Origin of the sequence: Parabacteroides bouchesdurhonensis, assembly GCF_900186615.1 — a bacterium.
Taxonomy (GTDB): Bacteria; Bacteroidota; Bacteroidia; order Bacteroidales; family Tannerellaceae; genus Parabacteroides; species Parabacteroides bouchesdurhonensis.
The window spans coordinates 1562532-1584875 of sequence record NZ_LT896588.1; the positions used below are offsets into that span (position 1 = coordinate 1562532).

Below are 22344 nucleotides of genomic sequence, written 5' to 3' on the forward strand. Positions count from 1 at the left end.
CAGTAATGAGAAAAGATCTTTGACATGATGGACAGAATCAATAAAGTAAAGAAGTAGAGCGAACTTACAGAGATATCATCCCGACACGACAGCTAGTAATAGTTTGTAAGTGTCACCGGAAAGAAAGTAAGTAAGGGCAGACGGTGGATGCCTAGGCTCTCGGAGGCGATGAAGGACGTGATAAGCTGCGAAAAGCTTGGGGTAGGTGCAAATAACCATTGATCCCAAGATATCCGAATGGGGCAACCCGGCAGGTTGAAGGCCTGTCATCCCTTAATGGGAGGCAAACGTGGGGAACTGAAACATCTAAGTACCCATAGGAGGAGAAAACAAAAGTGATTCCGCAAGTAGTGGCGAGCGAACGCGGAACAGCCCAAACCGTTATTGTTTAGGCAATAGCGGGGTTGTAGGACCACGATATAGCAAGAACTTAATCAAGTGGAATGTTTTGGAAAGAACAGCGAAATACGGTGATAGCCCGGTACACGACTGGTTAACGAAGCTTAGTGGTATCCTGAGTAGCGCGGGGCACGAGAAATCCTGTGTGAAACAGCGGGGCCCATCCCGTAAGGCTAAATACTCCCGAGAGACCGATAGTGAACCAGTACCGTGAGGGAAAGGTGAAAAGAACCTCGAACAGAGGAGTGAAATAGACCCTGAACCCGTCTGCCTACAAGCGGTCGGAGCATCTTAGGATGTGACGGCGTGCCTTTTGCATAATGAACCTACGAGTTACTTTCTCCGGCAAGGTTAAGTTCTTCAGGAACGTAGCCGAAGCGAAAGCGAGTCTTAACAGGGCGATTTAGTCGGAGTGAGTAGACGCGAAACCAAGTGATCTACCCTTGTCCAGGATGAAGGTTAGGTAACACTAACTGGAGGTCCGAATGGTTATACGTTGAAAAGTGTTCCAATGAGGTGAGGGTAGGGGTGAAAGGCTAATCAAACTTGGAGATAGCTCGTACTCCCCGAAATGCATTTAGGTGCAGCCTGTGAACTATATAGCATGAGGTAGAGCGACTGATTGGATGCGAGGGCTTCACCGCCTATCAAGTCCAGATAAACTCCGAATGCGTGCTATAGTTATTCATGGAGTGAGGGCGCGGGTGCTAAGGTCCGTGTCCGAGAGGAGAAGAATCCAGACCACCAGCTAAGGTCCCGAAATAACAATTAAGTTGAACTAACGAAGTCAGACTGCAAAGACAGCTAGGATGTTGGCTTGGAAGCAGCCATTCATTTAAAGAGTGCGTAACAGCTCACTAGTCGAGGGGTTTGGCGTGGATAATAATCGGGCATAAATTGTTTACCGAAGCTGTGGATTTCGAAAGAAATGGTAGGGGAGCATTCTAACGGCGCAGAAGATGAGGGATAACCCTTGTTGGAGCTTTTAGAAAAGCAAATGTAGGTATAAGTAACGATAAAGGAGGTGAGAAACCTCCTCGCCGAAAGACTAAGGTTTCCTGATCAACGTTAATCGGATCAGGGTAAGTCGGGCCCTAAGGTTAAGCCGAACGGCGATACCGATGGAAGAATGGTTTAATATTCCCATACTACTTTATGGAGTGATGTGGAGACGGAGAAGTGACAGTCCTGCCGGCAGACGGAATAGCCGGTTAAAGGGTGTAGACGTAGATCGAGGTAGGCAAATCCGCCTTGAGAGTCGAACCTGACAGTATGCAGCGTGCTTGCACAAAGCAATATGGATGTAAACAGGCTCCCAAGAAAATCCGCTAAACATAATTCATAAAGTACCCGTACCGTAAACGGACACACGTAGTTGGGTTGAAAATACTGAGGCGCTCGAGTGATTCACGGTTAAGGAACTAGGCAAAATGGTCCTGTAACTTCGGGATAAAGGACGCCATTCCAGAGATGGAATGGCCGCAGAGAATAGGCCCAGGCGACTGTTTAACAAAAACACATGGCTATGCAAAATGGAAACATGCAGTATANAGTGTAGACGTAGATTATGGTAGGCAAATCCGCCGTAAGAGTCGAACTTGACAGTATGCAGCGTGCTTGCACAATGCAATATGGATGTAAACATGCTCCCAAGAAAATCCGCTAAACATAATTCATAAAGTACCCGTACCGTAAACGGACACACGTAGTTGGGTTGAAAATACTGAGGCGCTCGAGTGATTCACGGTTAAGGAACTAGGCAAAATGGTCCTGTAACTTCGGGATAAAGGACGCCATTCCAGAGATGGAATGGCCGCAGAGAATAGGCCCAGGCGACTGTTTAACAAAAACACATGGCTATGCAAAATGGAAACATGCAGTATATAGCCTGACACCTGCCCGGTGCTGGAAGGTTAAGAGGAGAGCTCAGGAGCAATCCGAAGGTTTGAATTGAAGCCCCAGTAAACGGCGGCCGTAACTATAACGGTCCTAAGGTAGCGAAATTCCTTGTCGGGTAAGTTCCGACCTGCACGAATGGTGTAACGATCTGGGCACTGTCTCAACCGTGAGCTCGGTGAAATTGTAGTATCGGTGAAGATGCCGATTACCCGCGATGGGACGAAAAGACCCCGTGAACCTTTACTATAGCTTTACATTGAGTTTGGGCAATGGATGTGTAGGATAGGCCGGAGACAAAGAAACGGGTACGCCAGTATTCGTGGAGTCGACGTTGAAATACGGCCCTTCTATTGTTTGAGTTCTAACCCGCAGGAGTGGGGACACTGTATGGTGGGTAGTTTGACTGGGGTGGTCGCCTCCAAAAGTGTAACGGAGGCTTCTAAAGGTACCCTCAGACCGATTGGTAACCGGTCGTAGAGTGTAATGGCATAAGGGTGCTTGACTGAGAGACCGACAAGTCGATCAGGTAGGAAACTAGAGCATAGTGATCCGGTGGTTCCGTATGGAAGGGCCATCGCTCAAAGGATAAAAGGTACTCCGGGGATAACAGGCTGATCATTCCCAAGAGCTCATATCGACGGAATGGTTTGGCACCTCGATGTCGGCTCGTCACATCCTGGGGCTGGAGAAGGTCCCAAGGGTTGGGCTGTTCGCCCATTAAAGTGGCACGCGAGCTGGGTTCAGAACGTCGTGAGACAGTTCGGTCTCTATCTATCGTGGGCGCAGGATATTTGAGGGGTTCTGACACTAGTACGAGAGGACCGTGTTGGACAGACCACTGGTTTACCGGTTGTACCGCCAGGTGCACTGCCGGGTATCTAAGTCTGGATTGGATAAGTGCTGAAAGCATCTAAGTACGAAGCCAGCCTCAAGATGAGATATCCCTGAAGGGTCGTTGTAGACTACGACGTAGATAGGCTACAGGTGTAAGTGCAGTAATGTGTGAGCCGAGTAGTACTAATCGCCCGAGACTTTCAGAAGGGAAAGTGGGATGATAGTTTTGTAGGAAAGGAGTTTTACTGAAAAGACTTTATTGATAGTCCAGAGTGTTTAAGAAATAAAAGATATTAAGGTGGTTATAGCACGAGGGATCCACCTCTTCCCATACCGAACAGAGAAGTTAAGCCTCGTCACGCCGATGGTACTGCGTAAAAGTGGAAGAGTAGGTAGCCGCCGTTTTTAAGGAATCAATCGAAAGGTTGGTTCCTTTTTTGGTTTGGTAATTATACTCTGTTTTAAGTTTATGAACAGAAATAGTTTACTGATGTTCTAAATTTATATTGTTGTTTTATTGAGTTTATTTGATTGAAGGGATCAAATAAATATTTATATTCGTCACATATATAATGACTTTATAAATGTATAATATATGGAAATAAGATGGTTGTTTCTTTTTTTTGTAGAGACTTGTCTGGTTGGTACTATTATGGCACAGGATAATCCGATATTATTGTTTCCAAACGGAGCTCCAGGCGAAACGGTCAAACTTATAGAGAAAGCTGATCGAGATGGAGGAAAAGTAGGTGGCGAAACAGTTCTTCGGCTTACAAATGTAAGTGAACCTACTATCACTGTTTATCATGCACCGGACGATGTTGCAACTGGTGCAGCAATATTGGTGTGTCCAGGCGGAGGATATAATATTTTAGCATATGATTTAGAAGGAGATGAAGCTTGTGAATGGCTTAATAATCTTGGCATTACGGCTGTTTTGCTTAAATATAGAATACCACGTCGTGAAGGGCTTCAAAAACATGAAGCTCCTCTACAAGATGCTCAACGAGCTTTGGGATATATTCGTGCGCATGCAGAGGAAATGGATATAGATCCATTGAGAATAGGTGTTATGGGATTTTCTGCAGGAGGGCATTTGGCTGCTATGTTATCCAATAGCCAGAAACGTACATATCCATTAGTTGATGCTGCGGATAAAGAAAGTTGTTGTCCTAACTTCTGCTTATTAGTTTATCCTGCTTATTTAGATGGTGAAAATTTCCAGTTGTCACCAGAATTAAAAATTTCTTCAGAAACACCACCTACAATGTTAATACAAGCAGAAGATGATAAATCCTATATTAATAGTAGCCTTTATTATTATTATGCTTTGAAAGAAATGGGTGTACCTGTTTGGATGCATTTATACAGTAAGGGGGGGCATGGTTATGGTCTACGTGATACAGGTGTTGCTATAAATGAGTGGCCGGATCGAGCAGAAGACTGGTTTCGAGAACTTGGTATAATAGAATAAAGAGCGAAAACAGCTTAGAAACAGGGAATATTTTATATCTTTGCAAACACAATTAGGGGCTGACCGGTTTTGACAGCGGGCAGAAGTGGTTTGTAAGCATGTAGTGCGTAGTTGGCTTGCACTTAAATCTCAGACAACAAACAATTAACTGGCGAAAATAATTACGCTCTCGCTGCTTAATCGAAGTATAGTAGATTAAAGCTTAATCCTTGTAAAAGTTACGAGGACGTGACATCACCCGGAAGCTGTGGCTTCGAAGCGTTCCGATCAGGTGGTGCAGCAATATCGGAGATAGTCTGAAATAAGCCTTGGGTTTCAGATGAAAATTTAGAGGATAAGAGTTGAGTGGGTGGCTTCGGTCTTGCTTAACTCCGACAATTAAAGGCGAAGATAAACATGTAGAAAGCAAATTAATTCCTCGTTTGGACGAGAGTTCGAGTCTCTCCAGCTCCACAAGAAAAGCATAAAGTACAACTTTATGCTTTTTTTATTGGGGCATATTATTATATGTTTCCGTTAATTGATGTGGCATAATGTCTGTTTGTTGTACTATAATNCGAGCCGAGTAGTACTAATCGCCCGAGACTTTCAGAAGGGGAAGGGGGATGATAGTTTTGTAGGAAAGGAGTTTTACTGAAAAACTTTATTGATAGTCCAGAATGTTTAAGAAATAAAAGAGATTAAGGTGGTTATAGCACGAGGGATCCACCTCTTCCCATCCCGAACAGAGAAGTTAAGCCTCGTCACGCCGATGGTACTGCGTAAAAGTGGAAGAGTAGGTAGCCGCCGTTTTTAAGGAATCAATCGAAAGATTGGTTCCTTTTTTGTTTTGGGAGGAATTTTGCTTATTGATAATGAATAATAATCTATATTTGCAAAATAAAAAATGATCGATATGAAAAAACTTATTATTCCGGCATTAGCCCTTTTTCTATCGGCTATGACGCAGGCCAGTGAAAATCCGCTTTGGATGCGTTATTGTGCCATATCGCCTGATGGTAAAATGATCGCTTTTACCTATAAAGGTGATATTTATACTGTTCCGACAGCAGGTGGAAAAGCTGCTCAGTTAACAACCAATCCTGCACATGACACACACCCTGTATGGTCGCCGGATGGACAACAGATTGCTTTTGCAAGTAACAGAAATGGCAATTTCGATATTTTTATAATGGATAAGGATGGCGGCGTTCCGCGACAGCTTACGAGCCATTCTGAAAATGAATATCCGGAAGCGTTTACGAATGATAAGCATATATTATATCAGGCTTCCATACAACAGGATGTAAAAGACGGACAATTCCCATCTTTCTTATTTCCGCAAATATATAAAGTATCTACGGATGGAGGACGTCCTGAATTGTTCTCTTCACTGACAATGGAGAATATCTCTATTAATAAGGATGGAGACAAATTGCTTTATCAGGATAAAAAAGGTTATGAAGATGCGTGGCGGAAACATCATACATCGTCTATTACGCGTGATATTTGGTTATGTACATTGAATGGAGACCGTTCATATAAAAAGATAACTTCTTTTAAAGGTGAAGACCGTAACCCTGTTTGGGCGGCAGACGGAAATTCATTCTATTACCTGAGCGAAGAAAACGGAAGTTTTAATGTTTACAAAGGTGATCTTTCCGGCAAGAATGAAAAGCAGATTACAAATCATACCACACACCCTGTTCGTTTCCTTTCTTCGGATAATAACGGAACACTCTGTTACAGTTACGACGGAGAAATTTATACGGTAAAAGAAGGCTCGCAACCCCAAAAAGTAAATATACAGATTGTTACCGATAAAATAGAGAATGATTTGATAAACCGCTTACTTTCGAGTGGAGCAACAGATATTGCAGTGTCTCCTAATGGAAAAGAAGTGGCGTTTATTGTACGTGGCGATATTTACGTTACATCGGTAGATTATGAAACAACGCGACAGATTACAAACACACCTCAACAAGAGCGGAATTTAGACTTTAGCCCGGATGGACGTTCGCTTGTTTACTCGGCAGAACGTGCTAATACATGGGGTATTTATCAAACCAGCCTTGTTCGTAAGGATGACAAATATTTTACTTATGCACCGGAAATAAAGGAAGAACCGCTTGTGGTAACAGATCAGACATCTTTCCAGCCAATGTATTCACCGGATGGAAAAGAAGTCGCTTTCCTTGAAAATCGTGCGACATTACGTGTAATTAATCTGAAAACGAAACAGGTACGTACTGTATTGGATGGTAAATTCAATTATTCATATAGCGATGGCGATCAACAATATCAATGGTCTCCGGACAGTAAATGGTTTCTGGTTAAATATATCAGTGTAGGAGGCTGGAATAATTGTGATGTAGCTTTGGTTAAAGCTGATGGTAGTGGCGAGGTTACAAACCTTACGGAAAGCGGCTACACGGATGGGAATGCGAAATGGGTTCTCGATGGAAAGGCTATGATCTGGCAAAGTGACCGTGCCGGTCTTCGCAGCCACGGTAGTTGGGGAGCGGAAGACGATGTGTATATCATGTTCTTTGACGGAGAAGCTTATGACAAGTTCAGACAGACAAAGGAAGAAGCGGCTCTTCTTGAAGATGAAAAAAAGGAAGATGATAAAGACACTTCAAAAGACGGTAAAGACAAAAAAGATAGTAAGAAGAAAGAAACAGATAAAGAAAAACCTGTTGACCCGTTAAAATTTGACCTTGTAAACCATAAAGACCGTATTATCCGTTTGACTATTAATTCATCAATGCTAGGTGATGCTGTTCTTACTCCAAAAGGAGATAAGTTATATTATTGCTCATCTTTTGAAAAAGGCTTTGACCTCTGGGAACGCGATTTTAAAGAAAATACAACTAAGCTGCTGATAAAAGATGTTGGTTTCGGTTCTCTTTTCACAGATAAGAAAGGCGAAAATTTATTCCTTGTTTCACAGGGCAAATTGAAGAAAATCGATATTAAAGACAATAAAGTCGAACCAATCGCTTTCAGTGCTGAATTTGCCTATCGTCCGGCCCAGGAACGTGAATATATTTTTCATCATATCTGGCGTCAGGTGCTGGATAAATTCTATGATCCGAATATCCACGGAATTGACTGGAAGGGATATGAGAACGCTTATGAGAAATTCTTGCCGCATATCAACAATAACTTCGATTTTCAGGAAATGCTGTCTGAGTTGTTAGGCGAATTAAACGGCTCGCATACGGGAGCACGTTATTATCCTGAATCTAAAGCTCCGGCAACAGCCAGTCTGGGAGCGTTCTTTGACAATAGCTATACAGGAGACGGATTGAAGGTAGAAGAAATCATAGCAAAAGGCCCGATGACATTGGCTGACAGTAAAATCCGTACGGGATGTATTATTGAGAAAATTGATGGAAATGCAATTAATAAATCAGAGGATTATTACCCTCTACTGAAAGGTAAGGCCGGAAAGAAAGTACTTCTTACCGTATATAATCCTTCTACAAAAGAACGTTTTGAAGAACAGATAAAACCGATATCTTATGGCGAACAGTCAAACCTGCTATACAAACGTTGGGTTGAACAGCGCCGGAAGATGGTAGATGAATTGTCCGGAGGAAAAGTGGGTTATGTACATGTTAAAGGAATGGATAGCGAAAGTTTCCGCGAAGTCTATTCGGAAGTATTGGGACGTTGCCGCAACAAAGAAGCCATTATTGTAGATACTCGTAACAATGGCGGAGGTTGGTTGCATGACGATCTGGCTACTTTATTGAGCGGTAAGGAATATCAACGTTTTATGCCACGCGGACAGTATATCGGTAGCGATCCGTTTAATAAATGGTTAAAACCGTCATGTGTACTGGTTTGTGAGAATAATTATTCAAATGCACATGGTTTCCCGTGGGTTTACAAGCATTTACAGATAGGTAAACTGATAGGAACACCTGTTCCCGGAACAATGACTGCCGTATGGTGGGAACGACAGATTGACCCTTCACTGGTCTTCGGCATTCCACAGGTAGGCGTTCAGGATATGCAAGGTAATTATCTTGAGAATCACCAACTTGATCCGGATATAGAGGTTTATAATACACCCGAGTCCCAATTAAAAGGAGAAGATACTCAGTTGAAAACAGCCGTTGAAGAAATGCTTAAGACAATCAGCAATAAATAGAGTTGTTTTTTATATAATGTTTGAGGCCGTTCATTTTTATGAAACGGCTTCTTTTTTATTGATGTTTTTATAATGAGCAGAAGAACGAAACAAAGAACGGAACCGTGAAATCAACAATAATTCCGTGAAAAATGGAAACAAATACAAGGTCTTTCCCGGAGTAACGGGTGATAATTGGTAATGTGGTATCCATTGTTGTGGCGCCTCCGGCACAAATCGGAGATAAACGACCGAAGTATTTCACGAATAACGGCGCTCCCAATAAAGCTATAATTTCACGGATAATATTGGCAATTAATGCAATTGTACCCAATTCCGTAGCCAATTGTACTCCTAATGAGGCTTCTTTTAACTCCGTAATCAGTATGGATGAAAGTGAATAGTACGCGAAGCCGCTCCCCACTGCCAGGCAATCGAATACGCTCCATTGGGTAATGACTAAACTGATCAGGGCAGAGGCTGTTAATGTACCGACAATTGTTGCCAGCGGAACCAGTAATAGCTTTGGGCTTATGCTACATAGTATATCTTTTAGTTTTTTGTCACTTCCTATACTCAGTCCTACCTGAAACATCAGCAAATAAAGGACGTAGACTGTAATATCGTTCTTAATTATTATATCCGGCAGATAGCCGCTCCATCCCAATAAACAGCCAAAGGCAAAGAATGCTACAACAATCAGACTACCTTTCATTCTTTCCTCCTTTCTTTAAAGAAAAAGTGATAAACAGCCCAGGCGGCCAGTATACTTCCTGTAGTTCCGGCTAAAGCAATTAGAAGCGCTTGTACTCCTAATGTCGTGAGATTATTGACAATTGCTTCATTCGCTCCGACCGAAATCCCTAAAAGGAAAAGGAGTAGCAGGATCGTATATGAGATGGGCTTCCCTATTTTTTGTAATAATTCTATATTCCGTAATAGATAACCGATGGCGATTCCGCCAAACATAATCCCGATTACTGTAAACATTATTTTTTCTTTCCCGATTTAGATGTTTCCGATACTATTTTCTTAAAAGTGACAGGTATGGACATCCCCTCGGCGTTGGCTAATCCATTCGTGATTTTATTGTCTGAAAATTTAAACGAAAGTTCTACAGAAGCACCATCCAAATAAAATTGGCATTTGTATATGTCTGTATTGTCTTGCGCCTTAATATCGTCAATTTTTAATTCTCTTCCGCTTACTTTTACGGTAGCTGTCAGTTTCCCATTTTTTGCTTTAAAAAAACAGGTTCCTTCCTGATAACCGTATGGGGCATCCGACGCGGAAAATTCCCAATTGCCTGTTGGTTTTTCTGAATTTTGTGCTGAAACCATTGTGCATATAAACATGCAAAAGACAACATACATAAACTTCATTACGTTTGTTTTCATAGATTTATTAGAATTAAATTAGATTTATGGGTCAAAGATAAAAAATATCGGAAAGAAAGGAAGGATGGAACAGTATAATAAGTAAAGCGAGAAGCGGAATAATTACCATAAATAAAGTATGTCTCTTGTTCTTTTTCATTACATTTGTAAATCGTTTTGCGTGATTTTTAAATTCAAACTAAATTGTATAAACAGTGAAAAAAACAACCTTATTATTACAGGCTGCCGTATTGGGGCTGATGTTGGCAGGATGTAAGCCGGCTTCAGATACAGAGCCATTAATGGATAAAGTACAATATGTTGATCCTTTTATCGGAACAGGTTTTCATGGACATACATTTCCCGGCGCAACCCGCCCGAATGCTTTGGTACAGTTAAGCCCGGATACCCATTTATTGGGATGGGAGGCTAGTAGCGGCTACCATTATGATGATGATCATATTTACGGATTTAGCCATACGCATTTATCCGGAACAGGTATAGGCGATCTTGGTGATGTTGCATTGCTTCCATATTCCGGTGAAGATTCTATTAAGCCGGTCGCTACATTCAAAAAAGAAACAGAAAAAGCGACGCCCGGCTATTATGCCGTTCGTTTGGATAATTTCGGTATAAATGTGGAACTCACAACTACAGACCGGGTCGGTTTTCATAAATATACCTACGACAATCCTAAAGAGCGTCGCGTAATGCTGGATTTAGGACATATCCTCCAGGCAAACTGGGGACATAAAGTGGTTGGCAACAGCTATATGTTCGTTAATGATTCTACTGTAGAAGGTACGGTTAAAACACAAGGATGGGCACATTTTCATTCTGTTTCCTACCGGATCACTTTCTCCGAACCGATTGAAACGGTTTACCAGTATCTGGATGGAAAGCTACGCCAAGATTCCTTATTCCTGCGTGTTAATACAGATAAGGATTTGAAATTCCATTATAAGTTTCCCGAAAAAGATCAACCATTATATGTAAAAGTAGGAATCTCTACAGTTGATCCGGAAGGCGCCGAAAAGAATTTGCAGGCCGAATTATCGGGCTGGGACTTTGATAAAACACGGGAAGAGTCTTTCAAAATATGGAATAAAGCCCTTAATTTGATTCAGATAGAAAGTTCCGATCCAAAAGTGTTGGTTAATTTCTATACGGCACTTTATCATACAATGATCTCTCCTTATGTATATCAAGATGTAGACGGGCGTTATCTAGGAATGGATAAACAAATACATACAGCAGAACCAGGCTATGTGAATTATTCGGTATTTTCTTTATGGGATACTTTCCGGGCTTTACATCCGTTAATGACAATCATTAAACCGGAATTGGCCGCAGACTGGGGAGAAGTAATGATACAGGGATATAAAGAAGGCGGCATATTGCCTAAATGGCCATTGGCGTCCAGTTATACCGGTTGTATGGTTGGTTATCCTGCCATGTCCATTCTTGCAGATCTTATTGCGAAAGACCTGGCGAAAGGAGATATGAATTTATGGACGGAGGCGGCCACACGTTCTTCCGTTTACCGCCCTGACCTAGCAGAAAAATTCAAAGGTACCCGCGAGCTGGACTTAATAACCAAGCATTCGTATTACAAGGAAAAATATGGTTTTATTCCTGCTGATTCTGTTCCCGAATCCGTATCATGGGGTTTGGAAATGGCTTACTATGACTGGTGTATTTCCCAAATAGCGAAGAAAGCAGGTAACACTGATTTAGCCAATGAATATGCCCAAAAAGCTGAATATTATAAACGTTATCTGGACCCGGAAACAAAGTTAATGCGTGGTGTCATGGGAGATGGCTCATTCCGTACGCCATTCAATCCCCATTATTCATCCCACATGAAAAGCGATTATACGGAAGGAAACGCATTCCAATGGAGTTTCTTTGCTCCTCATGATATGGATAATTTTATTACAGCTATCGGCGGTAAAAAAGAACTTGAAATGCGTCTGGATACTTTGTTTACCACTTCTTCCGAAATTGACGGAGAAGAAGCCTCTGCCGATATTACAGGATTAATCGGGCAGTATGCGCATGGGAATGAACCAAGTCATCATATCGCTTATTTATATAATTGGACAGATTCCCCGTGGAAGGGACAAGAATATCTGGACTATATTATGCGGGAATTTTATACGAACGACCCCGGCGGTATTATTGGAAATGAAGACTGCGGGCAAATGTCGGCATGGTATGTAATGAGCGCGTTGGGCTTTTATCAGGTTTGCCCCGGTATACCTGAATATACATTAGGCCGTCCAATGGTAGACCATGCGGTAATTCATGTAAAGGGTGGTAAGTTTGAGATCACAGTTATAAACAATACTCCTGCAAATAAATATGTAAAAGAGGTCAAGTTGAATGGAAAGCTATTGGAAAAACCTTTTATTTCGCATAACGATATTGTAAACGGTGGCAAATTGGAATTTATAATGAGTAATACGCATTAAGTATAATTCGTTATTTTGATATAGAAAAGGCAGGTAATACACAATTATCTGCCTTTTTTATAGCCCTTGTTGATTGAACTCTTCCTGTGAATAACTACCTGATTTATCTGTATGTCTTCGCTATTATCTCTTAAAATAGTATATACAAACCCTGTTTGATTTAAAAATATTGGTAACCAAAAGGAAAATAAGATTTATATTGGTTGCCAATATACTTTAAAGATTAATATTTTAATGATAATTTTAGATGTTTTTGTAATTACAAAATGATATAGTTCTAACAGAACTAATGCTATTTTCACTTATAAAATGAGCGAAATGTTAAGAAATAGAAGTAGGGGAGGTGTAATTTGTATAAATTATAGCAATATGATTAATAAAAGTATTAAAATGTTTTTGTAATTAATTCTTTTTTTCTTCCTTTGCGGCAAATCTCTGATGAATTAAATAAACTAAATTTTCAGTTCTGTTAGAACTAATTTGTAATCATAGAATAAATAGAGAAATATAAAGTTATGTTCCACATTCTACTAACAGTTAATTAAAAGAAGTATGAAAAGAAAATTAACGTGGTTACTGCTATTTGTATTCTTTGGAATAAGTATATCTATAGCACAAACGAACTCTGTGAAGGGTGTTGTTATTTCTGAAGAAGATGAGATGCCTATTATTGGTGCATCTATTTTGGTAAAAGGTACTTCACAAGGTACAATTACAGATTTTGACGGACGTTTTGATTTTTCCATTCCCGCAGATGCTAAAACTTTGGTTGTGTCGTATGTTGGTATGGAAACACAGGAAGTGCCTATTCAGCCCATCATGAAAATTATAATGAAGAGTAGTTCAAAAGCTTTGGACGAAGTGGTTGTTGTTGCTTATGGTACAGCTAAAAAATCTGTTTTTACAGGTTCTGCGGCAAGTGTTGATAATAGTAAGATACAAACACCGAGCGCCTCTTTCGATAAATCTTTACAAGGACAGGTTGCCGGTTTACAGGTAATGTCTTCTTCCGGTCAGCCGGGTTCCACTTCATCATTCCGCATCCGTGGATCAGGTTCTTTGAATGCCTCTAACGAACCTCTATATGTTGTGGATGGTGTGCCTATTTCGGCAAACACAAAATATAGTAAATTGGCAGACGATAATGATAACACTTCTAGTATTCTTGCGACTTTAAACCCTCAGGATATAGAAAGTATAACGGTTTTGAAAGATGCAGCAGCAGCTTCATTGTATGGTTCACGTGCAGCAAATGGTGTTGTGCTGATTACTACTAAGAATGGTAAATCGGGCAAAGCTACAGTAAGCTTCAATGCTCAATTTGGTTTTTCATCCGTTCCGAAGGCTTATGAAATGATGAGCTCTTCACAATTCTATGATATTAAGTTCCGTTCATATTATGAACAAAGACTGGCATCGGGCGCAACTCCAGCCGAGGCTGCTGCCGCTGCGAATACATTGACACAGGGTGCTATTACGTTTAATCCGTATAATATGGACCAGCCTTACGATGCCAATGGAAATTTGGTTAACGGTGCACGTATTATTGTTGATACGGACTGGCAAGATGAAATATTTAAGACAGCATTTACCCAAGAATATAATGTGAATGTAAACGGAGGAAATGACAAGACTAATTATTTCTTTTCTGTTGGTTATCATGATCAGGATGGTGTAACACCGTCGGCTCTTTATAAACGTTATTCCGGAAAAGGAAACATCTCTACTGAAGTAACTCCTTGGTTGAAAGCCGGAATGAATGTTACATTCTCTCATTCCATTCAGAATATGGAAGTTGGTGGTGGAGCAGGAGCAAGTCCTTTGTATAATGCTTTATTGTTCCCGAATGGGGTTCCTGTATATTTGACAGACCGTGAAGGTAATCCTATTCTTGACGCTAACGGCAACAGACAATATAACTTTACAAACCCGACTTCTTTGGACTTTAACCCGATTGCAATTCCGAAGATGGATATTAACCAAAGTAAGAACTATCGTTTCCTTGCTTCTGCGTTTTTGGATTTTGAGTTATATAAAGGTTTAAATTTCAAAACCGTTTTCTCTCCCGACTATATTCATTATTCAGAATTGAAATACTGGAATAAGGATCACGGAAACGGACCTGCTTATGGTGGACGTTCAGACCGTTATAATACTACCGATTTGATGTATACTTCTACTAATACATTAAATTATAGTACCCAGATTGCAGAAAAGCATAACTTGAATGCAATGGTTGGTTTTGAGTATTGGCAAAGCTCTTATGAAAGAGTTGAAGCCGGTGCAACATCTTTCCCATTGAACGGAATGCACGAGCTTGGTTCAGGAGCTTCCGCACTTGCTCCGCAATCTAAAACAACGAAAGAAGCCTTGATCTCTTATTTGGGACGTATTGAATATACTTATAATGACCGTTACAATCTCTCCGTAAGTTTACGTAGTGATGGTTCTTCTGTATTTGGTACCGACAATAAATGGGGTACTTTCTGGAGTGCCGGTGCTTCCTGGCGTATGGAACAAGAAAACTTTATGAAAGATTTAACCTGGATTGATCAGTTGAAGCTTCGTTTGAGCTACGGTACATCAGGTAATAACCAGGGACTGGACCGTTATCAATCATTAGGTTTATGGGATACAGGTGCTGACTATATTTATGGAACCGCTTCCGGAACAGGTCATACACAGCTTGCCAATCCGAATTTGCGTTGGGAAAAACAGGCAATGTTCAACGTTGGTGTAGATTATCGTTTCCTGAACCGTTTCTACGGGTCTTTGGAATACTTCTACAAGAATTCAAAAGACTTGTTGTACAATTATCCTCTTGCTGCTTCCAATGGTTTTGAATCTGTCATGATGAACATGGCAAAGGTTGCCAATTATGGTGTTGAATTTACTTTTGGCGCTTACATTTTGCGTGATACTCCTGTAAAATGGAATGTAGACTTTAACTTGTCTGCTATCCGTGATGAAGTTAAGGATATTATGGGTGATGAGCAAATCATTTCAAATACGAAGAAGATTTGGACTAAGGGATATAGCCAGTATGAATTTTATATGCCGACATGGGCAGGTGTAGATCCTGCAAACGGTGATCCTTTATGGTATAAGGTTGATGCGAATGGAAACCGTACGACAACAAATGTTTACAGTCAGGCTTCTTATGAAAAACAAGGACGTGCTACTCCTGATGTATATGGTGGTTTGAGTACCAGTGTTTCATATAAAGGATTTGACTTGTCTGTTTTGTTCGCATACAGTTGGGGTGGTTTAGTTTATGATGGACTGTATTCTCAGATTATGCATGACGGAAATCAGGCCGGTGCACAAATGCACGTGGATGAGACAAATGCATGGACTCCTACGAATACTAATACAAATGTACCGAAGTATTCAAACAACAATACAAATTCATCAAACGGTGTGTCAACCCGTTATCTGTATGATGCAACAAACATAAAGTTGAAGAATATAACTTTAACTTACAATCTGCCTTCACGTTTAGGTGCATTTTCAAACGTAGTGAAAGGTGCAAAAGTATTTGTTAGTGCAGATAATTTGTTTACTTGGTTCAAAGATGACTGGAGAGGATATGATGACATCGATATCTTTGGTGTTGGCGGTTATAATGACCGTACGACAATACCTGTTCCACGTACATTTACAATGGGCTTTAATTTGAATTTCTAATCTCACTAATTTATTAAAATGAAATTAAATATGAAGACAAAATATTTATTGTTAAGCCTGGCATTGCCGTTCTTTTTCTCATGTTCCAGCGATGTTCTAGACCAGATACCTACGACTTCCGTGTCTGATGAGCAGATTTATACGGATGTAGCTGCTGCTAAAACTGCTTTAATGGGAGCTTACGCGCAGTTGGGCGATTATCGTTACCACACATTGGCAATGGGAACTTCCGATTTAATGGGAGAAGACCTTACAATGACAAGTGGAGCTTACGGATTTCCTACTTATAACTGGTTGATATTCTCTTATCAATATGCTCAGACTCCTGTTGACGATCCATGGTGGACCGGATATTGCGCATATATCTGGCGTTATGCTTATAAATCAATCGACCAGGCAAATACAATTATTGCCAGCAAGGAAACAATGCTTCCTGATGGTGCTGAGAAAGAAGACATGATAGCACAAGCTTATGGTTTGAGAGGTTATAATTTCTTAATGCTTACCCAATTGTATGCACGTGCTTATACGGACCAACCGGACTCAAAAGGTATCCTGCTGCGTTTAAATCCGGGTTCTACCGAAGAAAGTGAAAACGTGCCGCGTACTACAGTGAAAGAAGCTTATGCACAAATTATTTCTGATTTCACTTATTTATATGAACACAGCAATGGTTCGGATGCTCAGTTTATAAATAAAAGAGCGGCTGCTTTGTTACTTGCCCGTACATATTTAAATATGGCTGATTATCAGAATGCAGAAAAATATGCAACATTGGCCGTTGAAAAATATGATGGTTCTAACCTGATGTCTCAAAGCGAATATCGTGCCGGATTTAAAGATCATAATAAAGAATGGTTGTGGTTCTTTAACTTCACACCAAATACAAGTAATCTGTATGCTTCTATTCCTTCTTTCTATTGGTATTGTTCTTCTTTTGAAGGTTATGAATATGGTGCCAAAATTGCTCCCGGGGATGTAGAAAGCAAGGCATCTGCCGATATGTTGAAGGGTTATAGCACGATTCGTGCCGCCGCTTCTTTCGTGAATATGTTTGAAACCGGAGATTGCCGTAAATTATTCCCCGGTTATGTATACGAAGACGATGGTTATTTTATAAGTAAGTTCGGACACCGTGAGCGTATCGGTGATGCTGAATCTCCTTTCTGTCGAATTGCAGAAGGTTACCTGATCAAAGCTGAATGTGAACTGCAGATGGGCAATGCCGCTACAGCCAAAAACGTTTTGAATACATTACAGGTAGCTCGTGGCGCGACTCCGACTGATGCAACTTTGGATAATATCTGGTACGAAAGACGTAAAGAATTATACGGCGAAGGTTTTGCATTGAATGATATCAAACGTTTGCAGAAACCTTTGAATCGCGTAGGTATGGATCAATGGGCCGGTGTTAAGCAGCTGCCTGCTAACAGTCCACGTTTTATGTTGCCTATTCCGAACACCGAAATGTTCTACAATAAGCAACTGACAAATGAAGATCAGAATGAATATTGGAGAAACTAGACATTCTAATTGCTTGCTTTTATGAATAAACTATTTGCTATATTAATGCTGTTGGTGGTTGCTATGACCACCAACGCACAGCAAACATCCTCCGATCTTGTATTGAAGTTCCAGGGACGTGATGTTAATATTGCTCCGTTCTTCCAGGATTTTCCTTATTCGCAGTTTTCATTAAGTGATGACGGAACAAAGCTGTTCTTCTTTAAAGCATCCAATGAAAATAAATTGCAATGGTTGGATATCGCGAAGGAACAGGACTTATCTAAAGCAACCGATGTTGTGGATCTGGATTTTTCCAAACGCAACTGCTGGCATCCTCAATACAATGATAAGGACGGTTGTGTATATTGGATAGGTGATGAGAGTAATGAGGAAATTATCAATATTTACCGCAGCAATCTTTTGTCTCCGAATCCGGAGAAGCTGACGAATGTTCCCTACATCTACGCGTGGAATTTCAATCCTAAGAAAGATAAGATTGCTTATGTTGCCCGCCTGGCACAGAATGAAAAACGTTTAGACGAACTTCGTATCCTTGACCTGAAAACCGGTAAGGACGAATTGGTTCGTCAGGATGAACCGGATTTCCGTTATACATGGGGTGACGTTAGCTGGCAACCCGACGGTAAAGGCCTTATGATCCTTGCCTTGAAAGATGCTGATCGCCAATATGCCAATATTGTGTATATCGATACGGAAACGAAGAAGACAACAGTCTTGACTGACGCTTCCCGGAAAGCGAGCTATGCAGGTACTTCTGTTATGCAGGAATGGATTTCTCCGGACGAATGTTTTTACTTTTCAGATCAGGATGGTTATAAAAATATCTATCGCTTTGATCGTAAGAGCATGAAATCTACGCAGGTTACTCATTTCACCACAGATATTGAAGACGCACGGTTTGTTACAATCAAGAATGAAAAATATTTGTTCGTGTTGCAAAGTAATCCGATAGAGACATCAATGATGTTGATGGATATTAAGACCGGTAAGATGCTTTACAAGCAGACTTCCGACTTATCGTTATCCATCGGAGCTGTAAAAGGTAACGAGGTAAGCATGTTGGCAAACTCCACTTCCGTAGTTTTCCAGATTGTAAAGGCGGAAGTAGGTAAAAAGAGCATGAAGCTGAATGTAACTTTCGATTTGCCGGAAGCCTTGAAGGCTAAGTTAGTTCATTCGGATGTAGAACGTTTGTCTATCCCTACTTTCGACATCGACCCTGCTACCGGAAAGGAACGCCTGTTGCACGCTTATCTGTATAAGCCGAAGAATCCGCTGCCTGCCGGAAAGGAAATCATCATGATCGAATCGTTTTACGGCGGTGATAACCGTTACAATACTGAATATCAGATCTATAATGCTGCCGGAATCACCGTGCTAAGCCCTTCCCCACGTGGAAGCTCCGGTTTTGGACGCGATTTTGCAGCTATGAATGATAAAGACCTTGGAGGTAACGAGATTATCGACATCATCTACTGCGCCAAGTATATTTCTGACAAGCTGAATGTACCGGCTGAACGTGTAGGCGTCTTTGGAATGAGCCACGGAGGTTATGCTACGATGCGTCTGGTAACTTTTCCCGGTGAAGTCAATGGCAATAAAGCACATTTCAAGTTCGGATTCGGGATTGAGACTGCCGGATTCTGCGATATCATCTATCAGCACACCCACTCAAATATCCCCGACTGGACTTATCTTGAAGCCGGTGACCCTGTAACTGATAAAGCAAAGCTGATTGACCGTTCGTCACTCTATCATGCAGAAAAACTGACCGGTCCTCTCTTGTTGTTGCACGGAAATCATGATAACCGTGTGGATATTGAGGGCTCACGCCTGATGGACCGGAAGCTGATACAACTGGGCTTACCTCACCGATACGTAGAATTTGAAGGACTAGGCCATGGTATCAAGGGAGTGGACAATAACAGGAAATTCTATTACGAATGTTTCCGCTTCCTGGATGAAATAGAAAATCATTAACATCACTCTACATAAGTTTTGATTATTAGAAGGCTGGCTGTTTATCGGCCGGTCTTCTTTTTTTATACTCACCACAAATTAAATAAGCTATGATTAAAGTTCTATTACTCTCCGGATTGTTGGCGCTATCTGCAGCCTGCCCGATGAACGCGAAAGACAAGAAGGATAAGGACGTGAAGCCTGTTGAGAGAGCAACAAACGGCATCAAACCTTACTCGGCAGTAATTACCTCCGAGGCCAAAAGCATGCAGGGACTGTTTACTGTCCACAAAGTGGGGACGGATTGGTATTTCGAGATACCGGATTCTATCTTGTCTCGTGTGATTCTCGCCGTAACCCGCTATACAACCACTCCGGTGGAAGGAGGTCTGTATGGTGGAGAGATGGCGAATAATCAAACAGTTTATTGGGAAAAGGCTACCGACAACAAACTCCTTCTGCGCGCATTGGTTCTGGATGCAGCAGCCGAAGCAGGCAGTGAGATTAGCAAAGCTGTAGCTGTAAGCACCGAAGACCCTATAATCGGCATATTCCCCATCGAGGCCGTTAACGGCAGCAATTCCGTGATTAAGGTCACCGACTTCTTTAGCGGCGATATCCAAGCCGTTTCGCTGCCCGCAAACACCAAGAAGAAATATCACCTCGGCGCGTTGGCTGCCGATAAATCCTATATCGAAAAAATCAAATCGTATCCTATAAATACAGAGGTACACATGGTGAAAACCTTTGCTTCGACACCTCCGGCTGACGGTAAAACCGCTCCTCGCGAGGTTGTGTATCCGGCTGCGAAGATGACGGGAGCTGTTACCATGCAATTGAACACCTCATTTGTATTGTTGCCGGAGAAACCCATGCGTCGGCGTCTCTTCGACCTGCGTGTAGGATACTTTACAGATAAATACACTTACTTTGCCGATGATCAACAAGCCGTAAAAGAGAAAAAGTTCATCTGTAGATGGCGTCTTGAACCCAAACCGGAGGATGTAGAGAAGATGAAGCGCGGCGAACTTGTGGAGCCACAAAAGCCTATCATCTTTTATATCGATCCCGCCACGCCCAAACAATGGCGCAAATATCTGATAGAAGGTGTAAACGACTGGCAAAAGGCCTTTGAAGAAGCCGGATTTAAGAATGCTATCTTTGGTAAGGAATGGCCGGAGAATGATACCACTATGAGCATGGAAGACGCCCGTTTTTCCGTGATCCGCTACCTTGCCTCACCAATCCCCAATGCTTATGGACCGCAGGTACACGATCCCCGTAGCGGTGAGATTATAGAAAGCCACATCGGATGGTATCACAACGTAATGAAGCTTGTTCACGACTGGTACATGATCCAGGCCGGATGCAGCGATAAACGTGCCAACAAGATGCAGTTCGATGACGAGCTGATGGGCGACCTTATCCGCTTCGTCTCTTCCCATGAAGTAGGGCATACCCTCGGGCTGCGTCACAACATGGGAGCCAGCAGCTTGACACCCGTTGAGAAACTTCGTGACAAAGCATGGGTGGAAGCCAACGGACATACCGCCTCCATCATGGATTACGCCCGCTTCAACTACGTAGCGCAACCGGAAGACAATGTAGGCCCTGCCGGACTTTACCCACGCATCAATATCTACGACAAATGGGCTATCAAATGGGGATATATGCCTGTATTCGACGTAAAAGATGATGAAGAAGAACGTTTGGTTCTGAACGAGCTCACCGTAAAGACTCTTGCCAACAATCCACGCCTCTGGTTCGGCAGTGAAGAAATCCGTATCGACCCGCGCAGCCAACGTGAGGATTTGGGAGACAATTCCATGAAAGCCAGCGAGTATGGAATCAAGAATCTGAAACGTATCGTGAAGACGTTGCCCGACTGGACGTACGAAGAGGGCGATCTGAACACCAACCTGCACCGAATGCACCAGGAACTTATCGGTCAGTTCAGGCGTTATCTCGGTCATGTGGCTGCCAATGTCGGAGGAATTTACCGCAACTATAAGAGTGTGGAAGAAGCTGGTAATGTTTATCAGCCCGTACCTAAAGCCACGCAGAAGGAAGCCCTTGCTTTCTTTGATGCACAGTTGTTTACCAAACCCGCATGGATTATAGGCGAACCGTACATGTTCCGTATTTACCAATCACCGGAAGCCGAGTTGACGAAACTTATAGATTACGTGTTCGATCCCTCTGCATCTGCTTTGATAGACCCTGCTACGCTGGTACGAATGGCCGATTTTTCGGGCAGTTTCCCGGATAGCTACCTGCCGGACGAATATATGACCGATCTTTGCGCCCTTGTGTTCAAAGAACTGAACCTCCGCAAGCCGGTAGACGCCTACCGTCGTCATCTGCAGAATGCTTTTGTGGACGGGCTTGTTAAAGGTATGAATAATAGCGGATATAGCCGCACAGAAGTTCCTGCCCTCATGCGCGATAACCTCGATAAACTGGTGTCTCAGCTTGGCAAGGCCATACCGCAGACTACGGATGCCGCTACACTTAGGCATTACCGCAATCTGAAAGCCAAAATAGAGCAGGCGCTTAATCCTGTCCGCAGGTAAAGTCGTATTCCGTAAGAGCTAT

General features: G+C 41.9%; 10 protein-coding genes, 3 rRNA genes and 1 other RNA gene. 11 read left to right on the top strand and 3 right to left on the bottom strand.

What is annotated here, in order from left to right; genetic code table 11:
• The first annotated feature begins 120 nt into the window (after positions 1 to 120).
• From C1721_RS06765 to C1721_RS06790, 6 genes are all read left to right on the top strand, one after another.
• Positions 121 to 3338, top strand: a 23S ribosomal RNA gene (locus C1721_RS06765).
• Positions 3339 to 3426: 88 nt separating this feature from the next.
• Positions 3427 to 3537 (top strand): 5S ribosomal RNA (rrf, locus tag C1721_RS06770).
• Between the two features lie 190 nt (positions 3538 to 3727).
• A complete protein-coding gene (locus tag C1721_RS06775) occupies positions 3728 to 4606 on the top strand; it encodes an alpha/beta hydrolase (RefSeq protein ID WP_102407687.1) in 879 nt (292 codons plus the stop codon).
• Positions 4607 to 4661: 55 nt separating this feature from the next.
• Positions 4662 to 5062, top strand: a transfer-messenger RNA (tmRNA) gene (gene ssrA / locus C1721_RS06780).
• 225 nt (positions 5063 to 5287) lie between these two features.
• A 5S ribosomal RNA gene (gene rrf, locus C1721_RS06785) occupies positions 5288 to 5398 on the top strand.
• A gap of 103 nt (positions 5399 to 5501) precedes the next feature.
• The gene (locus tag C1721_RS06790) at positions 5502 to 8747 is read left to right on the top strand and encodes a S41 family peptidase (protein ID WP_102409291.1); all 3246 of its coding nucleotides are present in this window, start codon (positions 5502 to 5504) and stop codon (positions 8745 to 8747) included.
• Between the two features lie 67 nt (positions 8748 to 8814).
• Here C1721_RS06790 and C1721_RS06795 read toward each other — a convergent pair whose 3' ends face one another.
• Genes C1721_RS06795 through C1721_RS06805 form a run of 3 tightly spaced genes read right to left on the bottom strand, consistent with a single transcriptional unit; the run spans position 8815 to position 10123 of the window.
• Positions 8815 to 9441: a LysO family transporter gene (locus C1721_RS06795; RefSeq protein ID WP_102407688.1), complete on the bottom strand. Its 627-nt coding sequence runs from the start codon at positions 9439 to 9441 to the stop codon at positions 8815 to 8817.
• Positions 9438 to 9716, bottom strand: coding sequence for a LysO family transporter (locus C1721_RS06800; protein ID WP_102407689.1), 279 nt, complete (start codon positions 9714 to 9716; stop codon positions 9438 to 9440). The genes C1721_RS06795 and C1721_RS06800 overlap by 4 nt, the downstream gene beginning before the upstream one ends.
• Entirely contained in the window at positions 9716 to 10123 is a 408-nt protein-coding gene (locus tag C1721_RS06805) for a hypothetical protein (protein WP_102407690.1), read from the bottom strand. Before C1721_RS06805 ends, C1721_RS06800 begins: the two co-directional genes overlap by 1 nt.
• A 194-nt stretch (positions 10124 to 10317) precedes the next feature.
• Between C1721_RS06805 and C1721_RS06810 the strand changes: the two genes are divergently transcribed.
• The 5 genes from C1721_RS06810 to C1721_RS06830 all read left to right on the top strand — a co-directional run bounded on the left by C1721_RS06810 (position 10318) and on the right by C1721_RS06830 (position 22322).
• A complete protein-coding gene (locus tag C1721_RS06810) occupies positions 10318 to 12576 on the top strand; it encodes a GH92 family glycosyl hydrolase (RefSeq protein ID WP_102407691.1) in 2259 nt (752 codons plus the stop codon).
• 552 nt (positions 12577 to 13128) lie between these two features.
• Entirely contained in the window at positions 13129 to 16263 is a 3135-nt protein-coding gene (locus C1721_RS06815; RefSeq protein WP_102407692.1) for a SusC/RagA family TonB-linked outer membrane protein, read from the top strand.
• A 30-nt stretch (positions 16264 to 16293) separates the two neighbouring features.
• Positions 16294 to 17787 carry a RagB/SusD family nutrient uptake outer membrane protein gene (locus C1721_RS06820; protein WP_159063554.1) on the top strand — a complete coding sequence of 498 codons (1494 nt, stop codon included), beginning with the start codon at positions 16294 to 16296 and terminating at the stop codon, positions 17785 to 17787.
• Positions 17788 to 17808: 21 nt separating this feature from the next.
• Positions 17809 to 19770, top strand: coding sequence for an alpha/beta hydrolase family protein (locus C1721_RS06825; RefSeq protein ID WP_102407694.1), 1962 nt, complete (start codon positions 17809 to 17811; stop codon positions 19768 to 19770).
• Positions 19771 to 19859: 89 nt separating this feature from the next.
• Positions 19860 to 22322, top strand: a complete 2463-nt coding sequence (locus tag C1721_RS06830; protein ID WP_199830400.1) for a zinc-dependent metalloprotease — start codon at positions 19860 to 19862, stop codon at positions 22320 to 22322.
• The last annotated feature ends 22 nt before the right edge of the window (positions 22323 to 22344 follow it).

Bases quoted from the DNA above. Each gene is read 5' to 3' on its own strand.
- C1721_RS06820 (WP_159063554.1), top strand. From the start codon at position 16,294: ATGAAGACAAAATATTTATTGTTAAGCCTGGCATTGCCGTTCTTTTTC.
- C1721_RS06800 (WP_102407689.1), bottom strand. From the start codon at position 9,716: ATGTTTACAGTAATCGGGATTATGTTTGGCGGAATCGCCATCGGTTAT.
- C1721_RS06825 (WP_102407694.1), top strand. From the start codon at position 17,809: ATGAATAAACTATTTGCTATATTAATGCTGTTGGTGGTTGCTATGACC.
- C1721_RS06795 (WP_102407688.1), bottom strand. From the start codon at position 9,441: ATGAAAGGTAGTCTGATTGTTGTAGCATTCTTTGCCTTTGGCTGTTTA.
- C1721_RS06805 (WP_102407690.1), bottom strand. From the start codon at position 10,123: ATGAAAACAAACGTAATGAAGTTTATGTATGTTGTCTTTTGCATGTTT.
- C1721_RS06815 (WP_102407692.1), top strand. From the start codon at position 13,129: ATGAAAAGAAAATTAACGTGGTTACTGCTATTTGTATTCTTTGGAATA.
- C1721_RS06830 (WP_199830400.1), top strand. From the start codon at position 19,860: ATGATTAAAGTTCTATTACTCTCCGGATTGTTGGCGCTATCTGCAGCC.
- C1721_RS06790 (WP_102409291.1), top strand. From the start codon at position 5,502: ATGAAAAAACTTATTATTCCGGCATTAGCCCTTTTTCTATCGGCTATG.
- C1721_RS06775 (WP_102407687.1), top strand. From the start codon at position 3,728: ATGGAAATAAGATGGTTGTTTCTTTTTTTTGTAGAGACTTGTCTGGTT.